Here is a 20200-nt window from a genome sequence, read left to right as displayed (position 1 = left end):
CTCAGCCGCACGCCCCTCCGCACGACCCGGCCCCGCCCGCGTTGACGTCCAGGACGACCAGGGGGTTGCGGGCACCGGAACCGGCGTGGTCGAGGATCCAGGGGTCGGGGGCGTTGACCGATCCGCCGAGCACCAGCGCGCGGGCACGGCAGCCCCCGGCGAACGCGGCACCGCCGTCCGGTTCCGTCGACGGCAGCGCGCGGATCTCCTGGAAGCCCGTGCTGCGATGCCAGATCTCGGCGAGGGAGGTGTCGCGGATGTTCGCCGCCACGAAGCCGGGGCCGAGGAAGCTGCACGGGTTGACCTCGCCCGAGACCGAGATCGAGCAGACGAGGTTGCCCGCCCCGCACCCGTAGTTCTGCTGGACGACCGACTGCGTTTCGGTCCGCGCCTGCGGGCTGAACGGGTCGATGTGATGCAGCGACACGGGCGCGTTCGCCTCCATCGAGGCGAGTTCGTTCAGCGCGGTGCTGTATTCGGCGAACGTCGGCATCAGGTCCATGTGCCGGGACGCGACGCCCACCGGGTACAGCGGGCGGAACACCGCGGTGTCGGCGCCCACCTCGTGCGCCAGCCGCGCGCAGTCCGCGATCTCCGCGAGGTTCGATTTCATGATCGTGAAGGCGAGCGTGAACCGCGAATGGCGGCGCAGCACCGCGAGCCGGTCGATGACCTTGGCGAAGACGCCCTCTCCGCGGACCGCGTCGTTGGTCGCGGCGGTGGCGCCCTCCAGGCTGACGTTCAGCCACACCAGCTCGCGCTTGCCGAACTCGCGCGCGATCTCCTCGGTGATCAGCAGCCCGTTGGTGGTGACGCAGGGCGCCAGCCCGTGGCCGAGCGCCAGGTCGATGATCTGGAAGAGGTCCTTGCGCAGCAGCGGCTCGCCGCCGGTCAGCCCGAGCCGGTAGCTGCCGAGGCGCGCCATCTGCGCGAACAGCCCGTCGATCTCGTCCAGGGTGAGCCGCTTGTCGCGGCGCGGCAGGTCGCCGGCGAAGCAGTGCGCGCATCCCAGGTTGCAGGACGCGATGACCTCCAGATGGACGGCGAGCGGCCCGGTCAGGTGGCCGGGCGGCACTTCCAGGCCCTCCAGGATCGTCCCGGCGAACCGCCCGTCCGGTGTGAAGAACCCGAGGTCGTCGAAGTGCTCGTAGAAGCGCAGGAGCCGGCCGTGGCGCTCGTCGTCGGCCTCTTCCTGGAGGAGCCGGTCGATCGGGCGGTCGCGCAGGTCGCGCAGCACGGCCGTGGTCTCGGCGTCGAACGGCAGGTACCGGGACGTCCGCCGGTCGAACACCAGGGAGCCGAAGTACTCCGGGATCAGGGCGAGAGGGGCACGCCGCTCATGCATCGCCGTCCTCCCCGACCTCGAAGGTCTTGCGGATCCAGATCCGGGCCGCCGGTTCGGGCACGCCCAGCCCGGCGCCGCCCCGCCGCCGCACGGCATCGAACCGCCAGCGGCCCGTGTCCCGCTCGGGGTCCTCCGGCGGTTGCAGGTCCTCGTTGGCGACCATCGGACGCCACGACGAGTCGTCGAACCCGCCCGACGTCCAGTCGTCGCCGGGTGCCTGCGCGGTGTACTTCCACGTCCCGTCCGCGGCCGAAAGCACGGAGACACTCGGCTCATCCGGACCGGTGGCACGCACCCTGGGCGATTCCGGAGGGAAGAGCGCGGCGAAACTCAGCACCGCGTAGGCCGGATCGGCCAGGGCGAGCTCGAGTGCCAGCACGTGCTCGCCGAACGGCACCACCGGTATCCCCGAGGGCGGCGGCTCCCCGTCCAGATACACCTCGCCGTCGCCGTTCACGTAGAGGAGCATCCGCAAGGGGACGCCGTTCCGTGGATTACGCCACCGCAATACGACACCGCCGCAGCCCGCAGGGACCTCACAGTGCCCGTACTCCTCCAACACGAACATCGATGACGACTTCGAGTAGCGCGACAGCGAGTTCAGCTTGAGTTCGCGTTCGTCCATCAGGCCCCCGTCCGTTTCGACGGGGACCACCCTAATGAACCACGTAGCGGAAGGGCGATCAGTTAGCGAAGCGTCCGGATGCCCGTGCGGCCCACTCCGCAGAACAGCGCGGGCTGTTCCCAGCCGGCGAAGTGCCCGCCCTTTTCGAGCCTGTTGTAATGGATGAGCTTGGGATATGCCCGCTCCGCCCTCCGCGCGGGCCGTCCTCTGGAACGGCCTGGGCCGGTACAAGGACGCCCTGTCCGCCGCCCAGGAGGCCGCCGCCTGCCTACTCGAACTCGGCCCCACCAAGTGGGCGCTCGCCGAACTCGTCGAGGCGGGCGTGCGCAGCGGCCAGACCGGCGCCGCGGCAGACGCGTTCGCGACGCTGTCGGCGATGGCCCGGGCCAGCTGCACCGCTCTCCCTACGCCGACTGGAAGGACGCCTCCCGGGGCCGCCGCTTCCGCTTCGCGCCAGGGTGGTGAGCCACCGGTTCGTGTCCGTGTGCAGTGCCTGACAGCCCGGCTACCAGGTGACCATGAGCTTCTGCGGACGGCGCACGAACCTGTCGATGTGCCAGGGCACCTCGTCGGGCGGCTGGGCGAGCCGGAGACCCGGAAGCCGCGTGACCAGCGACGCCAGGGCGACCTGGAGTTCCATCCGCGCCAGGGCGGCGCCCACGCAGCGGTGCAGCCCGTGGCCGAAGGCGATGTGCGGGTTGTCCCGCCGGGTGATGTCCATGTCCTCCGCGTCGCGGAAGGCCCGCGCGTCGCGGTTGGCGGCGGCGAGCTCGATCAGGACCTGGTCGCCGCCGTGCAGCTGCACACCGCCCACCTCGACGTCTTCGAGGACGAAGCGGACCATCGACCCCTGCGCGATCAGCGGCACGTACCGCAGCAGTTCCTCGACCGCGGTGGGAACCAGATCGGGGTCGGCGACCAGCCGCGCGTAGTCGCCGCCGGTCAGCAGCAGGTAGACGAAATTGGGGATCTGCGAGGCGGTGGTCTCGTGGCCGGCGCCCAGCAGGGCGCGCAGGAGGTTGTTGACCTCGTCTTCGGTGAGCCGGTCCCCTTCGACCTGCTCGCGCACGAGGGCGCCGATCAGATCGTCGGTGGGGTGGTGGATCCGCTGGGCGGCCAGGTCACCCAGGTAGGCGTTCATCTCTCCGATGGCGGCGTGGACCTCCTCGATGGTCAGCCCGGTGCTGACCAGGGCGTCGGTCCACGCGACGAAGCGGCTCCGATCGGTGGCCGGGACGCCGAGCAGATCGCAGATGACCTCGACGGGCAGTGCGAGCCCGAACACGTCCATCAGGTCGGCCGGGGGCCCTTCCCGGATCATCGCGTCGAGGAGGCGGTCGGCGATCCGCTGGGTGCCGGGGCGCAGGTCCTCCACCCGGCGCGGGGTGAAGGTGCGGTAGACGAACCGCCGCAGCCGGGTGTGGTCGGGCGGGTCAGTGGTGAGCAGGGTGCCGCTGGAGGGGTCGATGGGCGTCATCCCGGCGACCTCGCCGGCCGGGACCCCCGCCCGTTCGTGATCGCGGCCGAAGGCCGGGCTGCTGAGGACGTGGCGCGCGTCCTCGTAGGAGGTGACCAGCCAGGCGGGCGCCCCGTACCCGAGCTGAACCCGGACGGGCGTCCGCCCGGCGCGCGCCTTTTCGAGCAGCGGAGAGGGACGCAGGGCATGGTCGGAGGGGAAGGGAAAGGCCGGAGGTTCTGGCATTGGTACTCCGTGGACGTGCATCGGACGACGGGAATTGGTCCAGACCCGCGGGGTGGCGGTCCGCCATATCACCTGATGCCCGTGAATTGCCCACTCGAAGATGACCGGCACGTCAGCCGGGGGTTGCGTCAAGAATACTTTATGCTGACTAATCCGAGCCGCGTTCGGCGGGGATTCATGAACTTTCATGCAGCATTTTCGGAAGCTGGCTCGGCCGTCCTGGACCACCGTTATTCGATCTCCATCGGATATAAAGCAGCACGTCAGCCACGACTGGTTCGCTATCTGCACCAGGTGATCGACCCCGACTTGTGGGCGATCATTTCCTGGCGCATCTCCGGCCGATATTTCCAGGCGAGTCCGAAAACATTTCCGAGTAGCACCGGCCAGAAATCGCGCCGACCCGCCAAGAGACTCAATGCCAAGCGGGCCGAGCCCTCGGGAGCCCCGCCGACCCGGCGGGGCCCCGGCAGGGGCCGCCCTTGCTCCGGATCACTCCACGTTGCTGCCCAGGTCGGCCGGTCGGGCGGCCGTGAGGCTGAAGCGGACGATCGGCGTGATCGGCAGCCGCCAGATCCGGACCGGCACGCGTTCCACGGCCCGGCCGGTGAAGCGCGATTGCTCGGCGACCGCGTCCTTCAGCCGCCGGCCGGACACGAACCGGAAGTCATAGATCCACAGATCGCCGCCCGGACGCAGCACGCGCGCCAGTTCGGCGACCGCCGTTCGCACCGACTCCCAGTGGTGCATGCTCAACGTCGAGATCACGAAGTCGACGCTGTCGTCCGCATAGGGCAGCCGTTCGATATCGCCTTGCTCGATGACGATGTCCGAATACTGGACGTTCCGGGCGGCGACCCGGACCATTTCGGGAGAGATGTCCACGCCGAACAGTTCCAGATCCGACCGCCGGCGTGTCAGTAACAGGAGCAGCCGGCCGGTGCCCGCGCCCACGTCCAGAACCGTCGCCCCGGACGGGGCCGCCACCGCCACCTCGCTGGACACCTCGCGGTACAGCGGCCGCAGCAGCCGGGCCGCAACGCGGTCGTACCGGTCGCCGTTCCAGCTCTCATGACCTCCCCGGCTCTTTCCCCGATGATGCGAATGGCCGAGGCGGTGACCGATCCGATGGATCAACCGGTGCGCGGTTCCCGCGCGATTGCCGAAGATGCGTTCCCCCATGGGTCTTTCTCCCTCTCAAATAGTGGCTTCTGCTTCCTTGCCCTGCGCCGACGGCTGCTCACCCGAGGCGGAACGCCTCGGAATGGCGAGCGTGAGAACGAACAGCAGGACCGCGAGCGGAACGCCGTAGACGAAGGTGTCGGGGATCGTCGCCGACAGGTTGCCGGCTGTGGGGGGCTTGCCGTCCAGCCGCCGGACGAGGATGTTCGCGAAGAACCCGACCCCGAGCGCCATACCGAGCCCGCGGACGGACAGCACCGCCGACGTGGCCGCCGACAGCAACCCGGGCTCGACAGCGTTCTGCGCGACGACGACGAGCAGCTGGAGGAGGAACCCGACCCCGATGCCGGCGATCGTGCTGTACATGGTGACCATGAAGTAGCTGCTGCCGGCCTCGATCTGCGCGAACAGCGTGAAACCGATCACGATGAGCCCGCCGCCGGCGACGAGATAGCGCTTGTACCGGCCCGTCGAAGCGGCCCGCCAGCCCGACAGCGCGGACGCGGCCACGAAAGCGGCGACGCAGGGGTTGAGCGCCAGTCCCGCCTCGATCGGCGACATGCCATGGGCGGCCTGGAAGTAGGTGGGCAGGAACACCACCATGCTGTAGAGCAGCGCACCGAGCAGCACCGTCGTCGGCAGCACGATGCGCATCACCGTGTTGGTCAGAAGGCTCAGCGGCAGCAGGGGGTTGCCGGCGCGTCCCTCCCACCAGCCGAAGAGCCCGAACAGCGCGACCGAGGCGGCGATCAGCCCGAGTACGAGCCCGGACGTCCAGGAGTGCTCCCGGCCGCCCCACTCCGCCACGAGCATGATCGCCACCACCGCGCTCGCCAGCAGGGCGGAGCCGAGGATGTCGATCCCGGCCCGGGCGTCCGTCCGGGGAATCCGTACCGCCATGGCCACCAGCACGATGGAGAGGATGCCCAGCGGCAGGTTGATGTAGAAGATCCACCGCCATCCGGCCGTGTCGGTGATGACCCCGCCGGCCAGCGGGCCGCCGAGCGTGGCGATGGCGAAGATCGCGCCGAGCAGCCCGATCACGCGGCCGCGCAGACGCTCGGGGAAGAGTTCGGCCAGCGCGATCGTCGGAATGGCGAACAGCGCGCCCGCGCCGATTCCCTGAACAGCCCGGTAGAAGATCAGCTCGCCCATCGAGGACGCCTGCCCGCACAGCGCCGAGGCCACGGTGAAAAGGGTCATCGCGACGATGAACGTGTTCCTGCGTCCGAACCGGTCACTGAGCCGCCCGTAGAGGGTGCCCGTGGCGGTCGACGCGAGCACGTAAGCGGTAACGATCCAGCTGATCGAGTCGAAGTTCTTCAGGTCGGCGGAGATCGCAGGCAGGGCGATCGCGACAATGGTCTGGTCGAGGACGGAGAGCAACACGCCCAAGGCCAGGCCGATGGACGCCAGGGGGACGTTGCTCGTCCCGGACCGCCCCGAGGTCGTCGGGGCGGAGGAAGTGGTTGTCATGCCGGTCGGCTCCTCGTGCTCACATACGCACCGCCGTTGACGTACCGCGGCCTGGGCGCGCCGGGCGGTGACCTTGACGACCCGGACCACTCTGCAAGTTAATGTTCACATGAAGTCAAATGCCGGTATGAGCATCGGTGAGCTCGCGGCGCGCTTCGGTGTCGCCCCGCATGTGCTGCGACATTGGGAGAGCGCAGACCTCCTGCAGCCCGCCGCGCGAGTGAACGGCCGGCGCCGCTACCAGCAGGAACACGTCGCCCGGGTCGCGATGATCGTGCGCGGCAAGGAGGCCGGTTTCAGCCTCCGGCAGCTGGCGGAGATGTTCGCCACCCCCGAGCCGCAGCACCGCAGGGAACTGCTCCAGGAGCATCACGCCCGGCTTGTGAAGCGCATCGCGCTGACGGAGGCCGCGAAGGAGCTGATCGAGCATGTGCTGAACTGCCCGGCCGAGGATTTCATCCAATGCCCGGAATTCCAGCGCCTTGTCGAGGCAGTGGAGCGCCGCGTGCCATTCCCTCCCACCTGACCTCGAAGCCTTGATCGGGCTTGTGGTGGCACTACACGGGCGGGTCACTGGATTTCCTGGTCGGCACACTTGAGGGACGGTGGTGACGACATACGGGCCGCCCTGCGCCCGGGGAACGGGACGGATGTGGGCCACGTCCAAGCGTGCGGTTGGGCGTGGGAGGGGCCATGGGCAGGATGGCGCGGTATCCGGTGCCCCTTGATGCGGCCCGGATCATCGGGCTCGTCGCCGAATTACGGATCGCCGGGCTGGTCGTTGACGTGGAGCCCTTCGTGACCTCGTGGGACGTCACGCGGGCAGAGTTCGCCCAGCGGGCCGTCGCGCTGCAGGAGGCCATTGCGCAGGGTGCGCCTTCGGTGCGGGAGCTGGTCTTCGCCTCGAATTCAAGCCGCGCGGGGACGTTGAGCATTCCCGCTCGTCCTCCCAAAACAGCCCTTGAGCCCAACGCGCGGAAGCCCTGGCGAATCGCTTATCTGGGGGAGTTGCCGCGGCCGATCGCCGTGATCGGGGATCAGGTGCTCACCGACGGGCTGCTGGCCTGGCGGCTCGGCGCGGCCTTCCTGCACCTGCCGACCGCCGTTTCCGCGCCCTGGTACCCCCGGGCGCAGGCGGCAGGTGGGAGGCCGCTCGCCCACCTTTTCTTCGTCACCTGCCCACCCGGGAGGTAAGGAATGTCCGCCGCACAGCCCGTTCCGGACGACGGCCGGCGCCTTGAGATCCTGCTCAAGGACTACGAACTTGCCCGGATGGACGACCGGAGCCTGAACACCATCCAGGGAACCGCCTTCAACGTCATCGCCGTGGTCGTCGGAGTGATCGCGGCCGGTGCCAGCAGCGGAGACAGGGGATTACCGGTCGCGATTCTGATCGGGGCGCCGCTAGTGCCGGTGGCCATGCTGGCGTACGTGCTGTGGCTCGGCGCGCAGGCCACGGTGAGGTCGTTTTACATGCGCGGGCTGGAGGCGGAGCTCAAGAAGTACAGCTCGGCTCCGCTGACCTCCCTCAAGATTCCGCCGGCCTCACTGGTCGAGCTGACCACGGTGGTCATCAGCATGCGGCGCGGCCGCAGGCCGCTCCTGCTGGTGACCAACCTGATCTTTGTGGTCGTCGCCATCGGGCTCGGCGGGCTCATCGTCTTCATCGCCGTCGAGCGCATTCAGGAGAACTGGCAGCGCGCCCTGATGGGCGCCGTCTACGCCCCGATCGGGCTGCTGATGTTGTGGGAGACCTTGATGGCGACGGTGAGGGGACGCAGCCTGTTCCAGTACGCCGCCGACAGATTCGTCACCCTCGATCCCGAGAAGACGCTGCCCAAGGCGGGCGGTAACGCGCGTGCCACCACGCACAAAGGCGAACGCGGGATCCTGTCGTACCTCTTCTATCCCCGTCCCGAGGAATGGACGAAGGGCCTCTTCGCGCCGATCGCGTTCGGTTGCGCTGCGTGGGCGACGGGCGAGTGGGGTGCCCTGCCGGCCTTCATCTGCCTGTGGCTGACCCTCGACCTTCTCATCTACCAGGTGCGTTACCAGCTCAACGACGTCCGCGGAATCGGGGAGGACAGGACACACGCGGAGCGGCGGTCACGATCGCGGCTGCCGGCCGGGAGTACGGACGAGGAGACGCGCCGCAACGTGCTGCTGAGCCTGGCCGTCGCGGCGGCGCGGATCGGCGCGGCCCTGCTGATCGGCTGGTGGACCGGGCTGCTCGCCCCGGTCGGAGTGCTCGTCCTCCTGGTACTCGTGATCACGATCCCCTACGAATTCCTGCGGGGACGCTCGGCCGCCATGGCACGCGAGGCAGCGCGACGGGGGCGCAATCCGCTGGATACGACGTGGGCCGTGGCCGGGGTGTGGATGACCGTCTCCTTGGGCTACGCCCTACGCGGCGGGCTGGGCGTCGACCTCGGCGGCCTGGCGCTGACCGATCCCACCGCGATACTCGCGACGACGAGCATCGCCGTCTTCGGAACGATGTTCGTCCTGCTGACCTGGGCGCTGGAGGCCACGAGTTACTGCCGTCATGCCAAGGACGGGCCCACAGGCCCCGGCGCCACGTGGTACCGGCTTCCCGAACTGGAGCGCAAACCCAATGTCGGGGCGATGCTGGCGTTCGCCGGAAAGAACCCCGTCAAGCCGGGACCGGACGTCCTGCCCGAGGGGTGGATCGCCCTTGACGACGCCCGTTACTGCGGCCGTTACCCCATCCTGAGGGAATCCTCCCGGCTCCGGACTCCCTGGAACATCGCGCTGATGTTCAGCGGTCTGCTCGCAGCTCCGCTCGGCGTGCGCCTTGCCCTGATGGACGGCCCGCGCCCGCTCGTCCAGGCGGCGGGGGTGGCGCTGGTGGCGATCGGCGTCGCAGTGCTGATCCGTGCCCGGGCCGGATGGCGGCACGGCGTGACGATCGTGGCCGTCGCCGCGGCTCTGGTCATGCTCGCCGGATTCGCCGGTTCGGGTAAGCCGTTCCTCGCCGGGGTGCCGTGGCTGGCCGCGAGCAGCCTCTACGCGTTGTGCCGCGCGAGTTCCTACCGGGACCTGAAGGTGTTCAGTCCCAGCGAGCTAGCGCCCCACATCAAGCGCCTCGGCGGGTCCGTTCGCCTTCTTGGGCAGTTGCTGGTCGCGCTCGTCCTCACCAAGGAAACCGCCACTCTGCTACGGGACGCGAGGCCCGGCTCATCCGGGCAGCGGCCTTCCGCGCCGACCCCGCAGGCGCCCCCGCCACAACAGCAGCCGACCCCGGCGGGCGGCGGCACGTAGCCGTGATGGCGGACAGGCCGGGCCGTGACTGCGACAATCCGGATATGGTCGATGACTCCGAAGCGCCTCAGTGGCCGCCTATCGATAGCTCTGTTCCGCATTCGGCGCGAATCTGGAACTACTGGCTGGGTGGCAAGGACAACTATCCGATCGACCGAGCGGTCGGCGAGGACATCAAGAAGGTCTTTCCCGGCATCGTCCTGACCGCTCTCGCCGATCGGGCGTTCCTCGGCCGCGTGGTGTGGCATCTCGTCAACGAGGTGGGCATCCGGCAGTTCCTGGACATCGGCACCGGCCTGCCGACCGTGGACAACACCCATGAGGTCGCCCAGCGGATCGCACCGGAATGCCGGATCGTCTACGTCGACAACGACCCGCTCGTCCTGACGCACGCTCGGGCCCTGCTGACCAGCAGCGCCGAAGGTGCCACCGCGTACATCGACGCCGACGTGCACGACCCCGAGCACATCCTCGCCCAGGCGCGCGAGACTCTCGACTTCGACCGGCCGGTCGCCATCATGCTCCTGGGGATCGTCCATTTCATCCTGGACGACGAGGAAGCCCAGGCGATCATCAAGCGTCTCCTGGACGCCGTGCCCTCCGGCAGCTATCTCGCCATGACGCATGCCTGCGACTTCGTCAACGCCGAAGAGATCCACGCCAACATCAGGGAATGGAACCAGCACGGCACCCCGAAGATGACCGTGCGCTCCTACGACCAGGTCAGCCGTCTGTTCGACGGCCTGGAACTGGTGGAGCCGGGGCTGGTGTCGCTACCGCGGTGGCGCCCCGAGGCCAGCCTGTGGGGCGAGCCCCCCGAACTCCCCGGAATCTGCGCCCTCGCCCGGAAGCCCTGACAGCCCGGCCGGACGAGACCCCGGCCGCCTCCAGTCAGTCGTGTTTGCGGCCGGGGAGGTTCTCGTACATCTCGGTGAGCTTCTGCCGGAAGCCGCGCTCGGCGATGCCGAACTTCTGCGGGTCCTTGATTCCGGCCTTGACCGTCTTCTTGGCCTGGTCGGACATGATGTGCGGCGGAATCGGGGGGATCTCGTTGTCGACGACGAACTCCAGGACGACGGGGCGGTCGCTCGCCAGCGCCGCGTCCCATGCCGCCTTGACCTTCTTCGGCTCGTCGCAGTAGATGCCTTTCAGCCCGCACATCTCGGCGTACTTGGCGTAGGGGAAGTCGGGGATGTACTGCGAGCCCCTGTATTTGGGGTCGCCGCCCATCGCCCGCTGCTCCCAGGTGACCTGGTTGAGGTCCTGGTTGTTGAAGACACAGAAGATCAGCGGGGGAGAGCCGGCCATCCGGTCGGCGTACCGTTTCACCGTGATCATCTCGTTCATGCCGTTCATCTGGAACGCGCCGTCCCCGACGAACGCGATGACCGGACGGTCCGGGTAGGCGAAGCGCGCGGCGATCGCGTACGGGACGCCCGGTCCCATCGTCGCGAGGGTCCCCGACAGGGACGCCTTCATGCCGTCGCGGATCTTGATGTGCCGGGCCCACCAGTTGGTGCCCGAGCCGGAGTCGGCGGTGAGGATGCACCCGTCGGGCAGCAGCGGCGACACCTGCTCCACCACCGCCTGCGGGTTGATCTTGCCATTGAACGTCTGCGCGGCCCGCTTCTCCAGCACGGTGTTCCAGGCGCGGACGTTCTCCTCGATCTCCTCCCGCCAGGATCGGTCCTCCTTGCGCGGCAGCAGCGGGATCAGCTGGCGGAGCGTCTCCTTGGCGTCGCCGACGACGTGCGCGTCCATCGGGTACCGGATGCCGATCATGCGGCCGTCGATGTCGATCTCGACGCCGCGGCAGCTGCCCTCCTCCGGCAGCCACTCCGCGTACGGGAAGCTGCTGCCGATCATGAGGAGGGTGTCGCAGTTGCGCATCATCTCATCGCTGGCCTTTGAGCCGAGCAGCCCGATCGGGCCGGTGACGAACGGCAGGTCGTCCGGCAGCACCTCGCGGCCGAGCAGCGCCTTGGCGACCCCGGCGCCGAGCAGATCCGCGACCTCGATGACCTCCTCGCGGGCGTTGGCCGCGCCCTGCCCGATGAGGATCGCGACCTTCTCGCCCTCGTTGAGGATGCCGGCGGCCTTGCGCAGCTCCTCCGGATTCGGCAGCACACGCGGCTGGCTCCACCCCACGCTGGAGTACACGGAACCGTGCTCCTTGGGCGGTGACGGCATCGCGTCGGACTCCTGGACGTCCTCGGGAATGATGATCGTCGCGACGCCGCGCGTGGTCAGCGCCGTCTTGAACGCCCGGTCGATGACGTGCCGCATCTGCCCGGGGTGCATGACGATCTGGCAGAATTCGGACACGTCCGAGAACAGGTTCTCCAGGTTCACTTCCTGCTGGTAGTGGGCGCCTTGCGCCAGCCGCGCCTGCTGCCCGACGATCGCGACGACCGGCTGGTGGTCAAGCTTGGCGTCGTACAGGCCGTTCAGCAGGTGGATCGCCCCCGGGCCCGAGGTCGCTACGCAGCAGCCGACCTCGCCGGTGAACTTGGCGTGGGCGCAGGCCATGAACGCGGCCATCTCCTCGTGGCGCGTCTGGATGAACTCCGGGTCGCCTTTCGCGCGGTCGAACGCGCCCAGCATGCCGTTGATGCCGTCACCCGGATATCCGTAGACCCGCTTGACACCCCACTGGGTGAGGCGCTGGAGGACGTAGTCGGCTACTTGCTGGGCCATGATCTTCAACCCCTTCCGGTGGTCGACGCGGCCTCGATGCCCGTACCAACCCCGAGTCCCCGGGCAGCGGGTGGCCAAACCCGCTGGTAACGGCACCGCACATGGCCGCCAAGACCCAGCAGGTGCCGGCGAAGAGCGTCCCCTCGATACCGGGGACCGCCCCGCGGCCGGACGACGATCGCGGTCGGGAAGCTCGCGAAGGCTCTGGCCAACGCCGTCGAGGCCGAGGTGCGGTTCGACGACGGGTCCCGCGCCCTGTACGCCGGCGACGCGTCGAACTTCCGGCAGGTGCCGATCGGCGTGGTGATCCCGCGGACGCTGGACGACGTCGTCGCGGTGCACCGGATCTGCCGCGAGTTCGGCGTGCCGATCCTCAACCGCGGCGGCGGGACGAGCCTGTCGGGCGAGACCGTCAACCACGCGGTCGTCATCGACCACTCGAAGTACCTCACCGAGATCGGCGAGGTGGACCCCGAGGTGCGGACGGTCACCTGCGAGACCGGTGTCATCAACGAGGAGCTGAACCGGTCCACCGGGCGGTGGAACCTGGTGTTCGGCGGTGCATCGGTTGGCGCCCTAGGCCGCCGCTGGTCTGAAAGACAGGCGGCAGTTGGCATTTCCCCGCTCCTTACGAATGCGCGGCGCCGGCTGTCGTCCAGGGTGGTGGTTGGAAGAGTTCCTGCGGGTCGTATGTCTGCTTGATTTTCGCGAGGCGGGCCAGGGTGTCCCGGGAGTAGGCGGCGTTCACGCGCGGGGACTTCTCATCCAAACCCAGGTGGTTGACGTCGGGGCCGCCGGCCGACAGGTGCGCCAGGCCGGCGAGGCCCTTCTCGGCCCAGGACCGTCCGGCCGCCGCGCGTTCCGGTGCGCCTTCGCCGTGCGCCCAGTTGGCGATGATCTCGGTCATGAAGGCGGCGTGCCGGAAGGAGAAGGGCGTGTCGGGGGCGTCCGGTGCCGAGATCGCGCCGCCGAGCGGGCGGAAGAGGAACTCGCTGAGCGGTGAGGCGACGTCTTCCATCGCGGCGACCGCGTGGTCGATGGCGGCCGCGTCGAGATCGGTCAGCCATTCCGAGCGGACGTCCCAGCACATGCCGTCGGGTGCGGCCTCGTCGGTGGAGGTCTGGAAGGTGCAGAAGTCGGTCGGCGCGATGGTGTCCAGGACGGGACGGCCGATGCTCCGCGCGGCCTTCACGTGGGCGTCGTCCTCGCTGGAGGAAAAGACGGGGACGAGCAGGACCGGACGGCCTTGGACGCCGGACGGGAGCCCCGGAATCGGCGGCGCGGTGGTGAGCACCGCGGCCCAGTTGAAGTCCGGTGGCGCCGACGCGGTCGCCTCGACCATCTGGCGGAGGACGGACGGCGCATCGGCGAGGCGATGGATCAGGGTGCCGGTGACCGGCCGGACGAGCGGGAACAGCCGCATCCGGAGCTCGGTCACCACCCCGAGTCCGGTTCCGGCGCCGCGCAGCGCCCAGTAGAGGTCGGGGTCGCCGTCGGGGCCGACGTCGCGGACGGCGCCGTCGGCCGTGACGACGGTGGCGCCGAGGAGGTTGTCGCCCGCGAGGCCGTGGCGGCGTCCGAGCCAGCCGAGCCCGGTGCCGAGGGTGAACCCGGCGACGCCGACCTTGGAGACCGAGCCGCCCGTGGTGACCAGGCCGTGCTCTTGCAGGACGGGATCGGCCCGCCCCCAGCGCAGGCCGGTGCCGATCCGGGCGACGCGGCGTTCCGGATCGACGGAGACGCCGTCCAGGTCACGGACGTCGATGACGAGCCCGCCGTCCGCGAGCGAGCGCCCGGCGAAGTTGTGGCCGCCCGCGCGGACGGTGAGCGGCAGCCCGTGGCGGGCGGCGTGGCCGATGGCGAGGGCGACGTCGTCGACGTCGGCGCAGCGGGCGATGAGCGCGGGCCGTGCCCGCACGGCCTCGTTCCAGATGCGCCGCTGGTCTTCGTAGCCGGCGTCGTCCGGCGCGGTGAGCCGTCCCTTGAATCCCCTGATCACGGGGTCACGGTAGGTCGGCGAGCGGTGCGGGCGGGAGGCTCGCGTCTCGCTGAACGGACTCGCCGAGCGGGCTCCGCGTCCGGCTCAGAAGGCGCACACCTTGCGGACGTGGTCGATCGCGCCCGCCTCCAGGCGGTTCCGGAGGTCGAAGAAGAGCTCGGCGGCGCGGTGCCCGGCCCAGTCGTCCGGGAGGAGGTCCTTGGGGAGACCCGGGTCGAGGTAGGGGAACTTGCGCCAGTGGTAGAGGGCGAGGGTGTAGTCGATGAACGCCTGCGGCCCGGCGGGGCTGCGGACGTCCTGCCACCGTTCGGCGATCGGGGCGCACCAGTCGACGAACTCGGTGTAGAGGGTGGCGAGTTCGGCCAGGTCCCATGCCTCGCCGACGAGTGCGGAGAGTTCGGTGAAGCCGGTGTACTGCGCCTCGAACATCAGCACGTACTGCTGGAAGCCGAGCTGCTCGACGGTCTTCTTCAGCGCGTCCCGCATGCGCCGGGGGGCCATCCACAGGCCGTTGCCGAGGTTCCCGAAACCGAGCCACGACAGCTGCGAGCGCAGGACGTGCCGCTTGGCGCGCTGGTCCTCCGGGACGGAGAACGACAGCAGGATCCAGCCGTCGCCCAGGTAGGCGGGGGGCCGGGGGCCGAAGATCCGGCGGTCGGTGTCCTCCAGCGCGGTGAGGGCCTGGTCGGTGAGGCGCAGGCCGCGCGCGCCCGGCCGGTTCTCCGGTTCGAGCAGGCCCTTGCGGCGCATCCGGAGCAGCGCCGACCGGGTGGCGGCCTCGTCCACGCCGAGTTCGTTCATCAGCTGGACGATCTTGGCGATGGCGAACCATCCGCCGAGCGGCCGCATGTAGGCGCCGCACACGTCCATGATGAGCATCTTCGGGCGTCCGGCCCCGGAGTCGGCGGCGGCTCCGCTGCGCGGTGTGGTGGCCATGGACGGTGTCGCGCCAGTCCAAGTCCCGTCGATGCGGTCGCTTTCGGATTCCTGCATGGCACCCAGTGTGCACCGTCCGGTGGGGTGGCCCGGGCGGTTCGTCCAGCGGAACGGTGGCCTCACGGCGATGCCGCAGGTGGCGGTAGAACCGTGGTCCGAGTCGTCATCGATGTGACGACCGTCATGCGAAAGATTGCCGGAGGTGGCTTATGACCGGGCGTGCACGGCGCACCGCGGCCGGGATGGTGGCGGCCGGACTGCTGTTCGGCCTGGCCGCCTGCGGCGAGGGCGGCGAGAAGCGGGCCGCCGCGTCGGGAGGCGACGACGGGACGGGCTGCGCGGCGGCCAAGGGCAAGACCGTCGGGTTCAGCGAACCGCTGCCCGACCCGAACTTCCAGGCGATCGAGCAGATCGTCGCCAAGGCGCTCGCCAAGTACGGCGCGAAGCTGAAGGCCGTCAACGCGAACCTGAACCCGGGCAAGCAGATCTCCGACATCAACACCCTGATGCAGCAGCAGGTGGACGCGCTGATCGCCAACCCCGTCGACCCCAACGCGACGCAGGGGGTGTTCGCCCAGGTCCGGCAGAAGAAGATCCCGATCATCGTGCTGGACACCAAGGTCGGCGGGCCGTACTTCACCACGATCCACGACGACGTCGACTTCGCGGGCGCGGACGGCGCGAAGGAGCTCAAGCGGATCGTCGGCGACGGGAAGGTCGCGGCGATGTTCGGGCCGAGCTTCGCCGAGCTGCTGAACTGGGAGAAGGCCGCGTTCGAGGCCGGGGCCAAGGAGTCCGGACTGAACGTCGTGGAGCGCCAGGTCAACCAGAAGATCACGCCCGCGGACGCCAAGGCGATCGCCGAGTCGTGGCGGCAGAAGTACGGCGCCGACCTCAAGGGCATCTGGACGTTCAACGACACCTCGGCCATCGGCGCGGCGTCGGCGCTCGGGGGCGGCTTCGCGCCCGCGATCGTCTCCATCAACGGGCAGCCCGACGCGATCCCGCTGGTGAAGGCCGGGAAGATCAGCGCGACCTACGGCGTCCCCTACGACAAGACCGGCCAGGCGCTGGCCTACGCGGCGCTGCGCGCGATCTGCGGCGCCAAGGTGCCGCAGGAGATCTGGATCCCGACGGTGAAGCTCGACAAGACCAACGTCGATACCTGGCAGCCGATCGCCCAGCGGGTGAACAACCCGTTCTCGATCGCCTTCGAGCAGCGCGAAGGCAAGACCTACGCCAAGCTCGACTGACATGCCGGACACCGATGACGCGGTGGGCGTGCCGCTGCTCCGGGCGCTGGGGGTGGCGAAGAGCTTCGGCCCGGTCGCCGCGCTGCGCGGCGCCGACCTGACCGTCCACCGGGGCGAGGTCGTGTGCCTGGCCGGGGAGAACGGCTCCGGCAAGTCGACGCTGGCGCGGATCGTGGCGGGCGCGCTCGCCCCGGACGGCGGGACGGTCGAGCTGGACGGGACGCCCGTGACGTTCGGCGGCCCGAAGGACGCGCTCGCCGCCGGACTCTGCCTGGTCTCGCAGGAGCCGACGCTCGTGCCCGGCCTCTCGGTCGCGGAGAACGTCCTGCTGCCGCGGCTGAACCGGGCGGCGCGGGGCGTGCGGCGCGCGGCGCTCGCGGCGGAGGCCGGACCGTACCTCGCCGGGGCCGGGCTGCACGCCGATCCGCTGTCGCCCGCCGGGGCGCTCCCGCCGGGCGAGCGCGAGCTGGTCGAGGTCGCCAAGGCGCTGGCGACCGAGCCCCGGCTGCTGATCCTGGACGAGGTGACCTCGCGGCTCCCCGATCCGGAGCGGCTGTTCGCGGTGGTGGAGCGGCTCGCGGCGGCCGGGACCGGGGTCATCGTGATCACCCACCGGCTGCGGGAGATCCGCCGCGTCTGCGACCGCGCGACGGTGCTCCGCGACGGCGTCTCGGTCGCGGAGCTGGGCCGGGACGAGCTGTCCGACGAACGGCTGTCGTCGGCCATGGTCGGGCGGGACCTCGGCGAGTACTTCCACAAGCGGCCAGTCGCGGCCGGCGACGCGCGGCTCAGGGTCGACGGCCTGGTGACGGACCGGTCGCCGCATCCGATCTCGTTCACCGTCCGGGCCGGGGAGATCCTCGGCGTGGCGGGGCTGGTCGGCGCCGGGCGCAGCGAGCTGCTGGAGACGATCGCCGGAGCCCGCAGGCCGCACGGCGGCGCCGTCACGATCGACGGCGAGCGCCTCGGGCGGGCGTCACCGCGCGCCGCGCGGCGGGCCGGGGCCGCGCTGGTGCCCGAGGACAGGTTCGGGCAGGCCCTCACCGCCGCCCACTCGATCCGCGACAACCTCGCCGTGCCCTGGCTGCGCGCCGTCCGGCGGACGAACCGGTCCCGCGACCATGACCGGGCGGAGCGGGCCGTCGCCGACCACCGGGTCCGCTGCCCGGGGGTGGACGTCCCGGTGGGGACGCTGTCCGGCGGGAACGCGCAGAAGCTCGTCCTGGCCCGCGCACTCGGCCACGCCCCGAAGGTGCTGCTGCTGGACGAGCCCACCCGCGGCGTCGACATCGGCGCCCGCGCGGACATCTACGAGCTGATCGGGGACCTGGCCGCGGACGGCGCCGCCGTCGTGCTCGCCTCCTCCGACCTGCTCGAACTGCTGGGCCTCGCCGACCGGATCATCGTGCTGGCCGAAGGCCGTCCGGCCGGGGAACTGCACCGCGACGAGGCGACCGAAGAGGCCATCGCGCTGCTGGCGCTAGGGGGAGGGGAATCGAGATGACGCCGTCCGAGAAGGCACTGGAGGCCGCCGTCCCGCCGGGGCGGGCCGCCGCGACCGGCCGCCGGGCGCGGGGTGCGGCCCAGGCCACCTCCCAGTACCTCGGGGTGCTCGCCGTGCTCGGGCTGCTGATGGTGCTGCTCGCGGTCACGCAGCCGCAGTTCCTCACGGCCGAGAACTTCGTGAACATCGCGGAGACGAACGTGGTGCTGCTGCTCGTCGCGACCGGGATGACGTTCGTGCTGCTGACCGGCGGGATCGACCTGTCGGTCGGCGGCATGATGGGGTTCTCGGCGATCGTGTGCTGGCAGCTGCTGGACGTCCTGCCGGCGCCGGTCGCGCTGCTCGCCGCGATCGGCGCCGCGCTGGCGATGGGCCTGGTCACCAACGGGCTGCTCATCGGCAAGGCGGGGCTGTCGTTCCTCGTCGTGACCATCGGGACCGGGACGCTCCTGCACGGCCTCGCGCAGATCTGGTCCGGCGGGCAGTCCCAGACCATCTTCGAGCACGCGTTCCTGGTGAAGCTCGGGTCGCAGCGGATCGGCGGCGTCCCGATCACCGTGCTGATCGCGGTGGCCGTGTTCGTCCTGGCCGTGCTCGTGCTCCGCTACACCGGGTTCGGGCGGATGGTGTACGCGGTCGGCGGCAACCCGGAGGCGGCGCGGCTCGCGGGCATCAACGTCGGCGGCGTCCGCATCGCCGTCTACACGCTGTGCGCCGCGCTCGCGGGCATCGCGGGCGTCGTCGGCGCCGCGCGGCTCACCTCCACCTCGCCGGACGCGGGCATCGGCATGGAGCTGACGGCGGGCGCGGCGGTGCTGCTCGGCGGGACGTCCTTCATGGGCGGCCGCGGCTCACTGCTCGGCACACTTCTGGGCGTGCTGTTCCTCGGCGTCCTGCAGAACGGCGTGACGCTCGCGGGGATCAGCCCGTTCTGGAGCAACGTGGTCAGCGGCGTCGTCCTCGTCGTCGCGATCGGCATCGACCGGCTGCGCAGCGGGAAGGCGATGCCATGAGCGGCGAGGAGCGGGCGGCGCTGCGCGAGGCGGTGGCGGGCTTCGCCCGCCGCCGTGTCGCTCCCGCGCTGCCGGCCGGCGACGCCGAGATGGCGGCGCACACGCACCGTGTGCTGCTGAAAGGCGCGGCCGGGCTGGGCCTGCCCGGCCTGCTCATCCCGGAGCGGTACGGCGGGGGCGGCGGGACGCAGCTCGACAACGTCGCCGTCGCGGAGGAACTCGGGGCCGTCGACGCGGGATTCGCCGCCGGGCTGAACCTCACGATGACGGTCCCCGGGCTGATCCTGGCGGCCGGTACCGCCGAGCAGCGCACGAGCTGGCTTCCCTCCATCGCCGCGGGGGAGACCGTCCTGGCCGGTGCCATGAACGAGCCGGACGTGGCGGGCTCGGAACTGTTCGACCCCGCACCGGGCGCGGAGTCCGGCTACCGCACGCGGGCAAGGCGCGACGGCGACGGGTACGTCATCGACGGCGCGAAGGCCCAATGGGTGACCAACGCGGGAGTCGCCGACGCCTACGTCGTCTTCGCCCGGACGGCGACCGGCCGTCCCGGCGTGGAGTCCACCAGCGCGTTCTGGGTTCCGGCCGCCACCGCGGGCCTCACCTGCGGGCCCAGGTCCCGGCTGCTCGGCCTGCGCACCGGGTTCCATGCCGAGGTGTTCCTGGACGGCGTACGGGTACCCGCCGCCGCGCGCATCGGCCCCGAAGGCGAGGCGTTGCGGCTGCTCATGACCGCCACCCCCGGCATGGCGGTGGGCCTGGCCGCGGTCTTCGTCGGCGTCGCCCGCGCCGCCGAGGAGCTCGCCCGCGCCCACACCGCCGAGCGCCGCAGCTGGGGACGGCCGCTGCGCGACCATCAGGCCGTCGCGCTGGAGCTGGCCGACATGGCGATCACCGTCCGGTCGGCGCGGCTGCTCGTCCGCGAGGCGGCGACGGCCCTGGACGAGGGCGCGGCGCCCGACGAGCTGGCCGTCCTGGTCCCGGCGGCGAAGACCCGCGCGGTGGACGCGGCGATCGACTGCGCGCAGCGCGCCGTCCGCCTGCACGGCGCCACCGGCGTCACCACCGGCGCGGGTCCGGAGCGGCTGCTCCGCGACGCCTGGACGGGCTACTCCTGCGACTTCACCCGGGAGATGCTGCATCTCGGCATCTCCCGGGCCCTGCCGGCCCGCTAAGGGGCCGCAGG

The 20200-nt window shown here is 70.5% G+C and carries 17 protein-coding genes; 9 read left to right on the top strand and 8 right to left on the bottom strand.

What is annotated here, in order from left to right; genetic code table 11:
- Window position 1 precedes the first annotated feature (1 nt).
- The 5 genes from ACH34S_RS12510 to ACH34S_RS12490 all read right to left on the bottom strand — a co-directional run bounded on the left by ACH34S_RS12510 (window position 2) and on the right by ACH34S_RS12490 (window position 6330).
- Window positions 2–1345, bottom strand: a complete 1344-nt coding sequence (locus ACH34S_RS12510) for a radical SAM protein (RefSeq protein ID WP_395952718.1) — start codon at window positions 1343–1345, stop codon at window positions 2–4.
- On the bottom strand, window positions 1338–1970 hold the full coding sequence (locus ACH34S_RS12505; protein WP_395952717.1) for a hypothetical protein: 633 nt from the start codon (window positions 1968–1970) through the stop codon (window positions 1338–1340). Before ACH34S_RS12505 ends, ACH34S_RS12510 begins: the two co-directional genes overlap by 8 nt.
- 505 nt (window positions 1971–2475) lie before the next feature.
- Window positions 2476–3672, bottom strand: coding sequence for a cytochrome P450 (locus ACH34S_RS12500; protein ID WP_395952716.1), 1197 nt, complete (start codon window positions 3670–3672; stop codon window positions 2476–2478).
- A 492-nt stretch (window positions 3673–4164) separates the two neighbouring features.
- Window positions 4165–4854, bottom strand: coding sequence for a class I SAM-dependent methyltransferase (locus ACH34S_RS12495; RefSeq protein WP_395952715.1), 690 nt, complete (start codon window positions 4852–4854; stop codon window positions 4165–4167).
- 15 nt (window positions 4855–4869) lie between these two features.
- Window positions 4870–6330 (bottom strand): MDR family MFS transporter, encoded by a 1461-nt coding sequence (locus ACH34S_RS12490; RefSeq protein WP_395952714.1) that lies wholly within the window; start codon window positions 6328–6330, stop codon window positions 4870–4872.
- Between the two features lie 127 nt (window positions 6331–6457).
- On the opposite strand from ACH34S_RS12490, the gene ACH34S_RS12485 reads away from it, so the two are divergent.
- The 4 genes from ACH34S_RS12485 (at window position 6458) to ACH34S_RS12470 (ending at window position 10469) form a co-directional block, all read left to right on the top strand.
- The gene (locus ACH34S_RS12485; RefSeq protein ID WP_395952713.1) at window positions 6458–6856 is read left to right on the top strand and encodes a MerR family transcriptional regulator; all 399 of its coding nucleotides are present in this window, start codon (window positions 6458–6460) and stop codon (window positions 6854–6856) included.
- A 167-nt stretch (window positions 6857–7023) separates the two neighbouring features.
- Window positions 7024–7524 (top strand): hypothetical protein, encoded by a 501-nt coding sequence (locus ACH34S_RS12480; protein WP_395952712.1) that lies wholly within the window; start codon window positions 7024–7026, stop codon window positions 7522–7524.
- 3 nt (window positions 7525–7527) lie between these two features.
- Window positions 7528–9612, top strand: a complete 2085-nt coding sequence (locus ACH34S_RS12475; protein WP_395952711.1) for a hypothetical protein — start codon at window positions 7528–7530, stop codon at window positions 9610–9612.
- 44 nt (window positions 9613–9656) lie between these two features.
- Window positions 9657–10469 carry an SAM-dependent methyltransferase gene (locus ACH34S_RS12470; protein WP_395952710.1) on the top strand — a complete coding sequence of 271 codons (813 nt, stop codon included), beginning with the start codon at window positions 9657–9659 and terminating at the stop codon, window positions 10467–10469.
- A gap of 34 nt (window positions 10470–10503) precedes the next feature.
- Here ACH34S_RS12470 and ACH34S_RS12465 read toward each other — a convergent pair whose 3' ends face one another.
- The gene (locus ACH34S_RS12465; RefSeq protein ID WP_395952709.1) at window positions 10504–12309 is read right to left on the bottom strand and encodes a thiamine pyrophosphate-requiring protein; all 1806 of its coding nucleotides are present in this window, start codon (window positions 12307–12309) and stop codon (window positions 10504–10506) included.
- A 228-nt stretch (window positions 12310–12537) separates the two neighbouring features.
- Here ACH34S_RS12465 and ACH34S_RS12460 point away from each other — a divergent pair, with 228 nt between their 5' ends.
- Entirely contained in the window at window positions 12538–13011 is a 474-nt protein-coding gene (locus ACH34S_RS12460) for an FAD-binding oxidoreductase (RefSeq protein ID WP_395952708.1), read from the top strand.
- On the opposite strand, the gene ACH34S_RS12455 is transcribed toward ACH34S_RS12460, so the two are convergent.
- Both ACH34S_RS12455 and ACH34S_RS12450 read right to left on the bottom strand, forming a co-directional pair.
- Window positions 12938–14308: an FAD-binding oxidoreductase gene (locus tag ACH34S_RS12455; protein WP_395952707.1), complete on the bottom strand. Its 1371-nt coding sequence runs from the start codon at window positions 14306–14308 to the stop codon at window positions 12938–12940. The two genes, ACH34S_RS12460 and ACH34S_RS12455, sit on opposite strands and share 74 nt — an antisense overlap.
- An 84-nt stretch (window positions 14309–14392) precedes the next feature.
- Window positions 14393–15301: a PaaX family transcriptional regulator C-terminal domain-containing protein gene (locus ACH34S_RS12450; protein ID WP_395952706.1), complete on the bottom strand. Its 909-nt coding sequence runs from the start codon at window positions 15299–15301 to the stop codon at window positions 14393–14395.
- Between the two features lie 152 nt (window positions 15302–15453).
- On the opposite strand from ACH34S_RS12450, the gene ACH34S_RS12445 reads away from it, so the two are divergent.
- Genes ACH34S_RS12445 through ACH34S_RS12430 form a run of 4 tightly spaced genes read left to right on the top strand, consistent with a single transcriptional unit; the run spans window position 15454 to window position 20189 of the window.
- Complete coding sequence (locus ACH34S_RS12445) at window positions 15454–16497, top strand: sugar ABC transporter substrate-binding protein (RefSeq protein WP_395952705.1); 1044 nt, start codon at window positions 15454–15456, stop codon at window positions 16495–16497.
- Window position 16498: 1 nt separating this feature from the next.
- Window positions 16499–18001: a sugar ABC transporter ATP-binding protein gene (locus ACH34S_RS12440; RefSeq protein ID WP_395952704.1), complete on the top strand. Its 1503-nt coding sequence runs from the start codon at window positions 16499–16501 to the stop codon at window positions 17999–18001.
- The gene (locus ACH34S_RS12435; protein ID WP_395952703.1) at window positions 17998–19014 is read left to right on the top strand and encodes an ABC transporter permease; all 1017 of its coding nucleotides are present in this window, start codon (window positions 17998–18000) and stop codon (window positions 19012–19014) included. The genes ACH34S_RS12440 and ACH34S_RS12435 overlap by 4 nt, the downstream gene beginning before the upstream one ends.
- Entirely contained in the window at window positions 19011–20189 is a 1179-nt protein-coding gene (locus ACH34S_RS12430; protein ID WP_395952702.1) for an acyl-CoA dehydrogenase family protein, read from the top strand. The genes ACH34S_RS12435 and ACH34S_RS12430 overlap by 4 nt, the downstream gene beginning before the upstream one ends.
- Window positions 20190–20200: the final 11 nt, after the last annotated feature.

It is taken from the genome of Actinomadura sp. 3N508 (assembly GCF_044326375.1).
GTDB lineage: Bacteria > Actinomycetota > Actinomycetes > Streptosporangiales > Streptosporangiaceae > Spirillospora.
The sequence above is the reverse complement of the archived record's forward strand: the minus strand, read 5'-3'. Positions and strand labels throughout refer to the sequence as shown.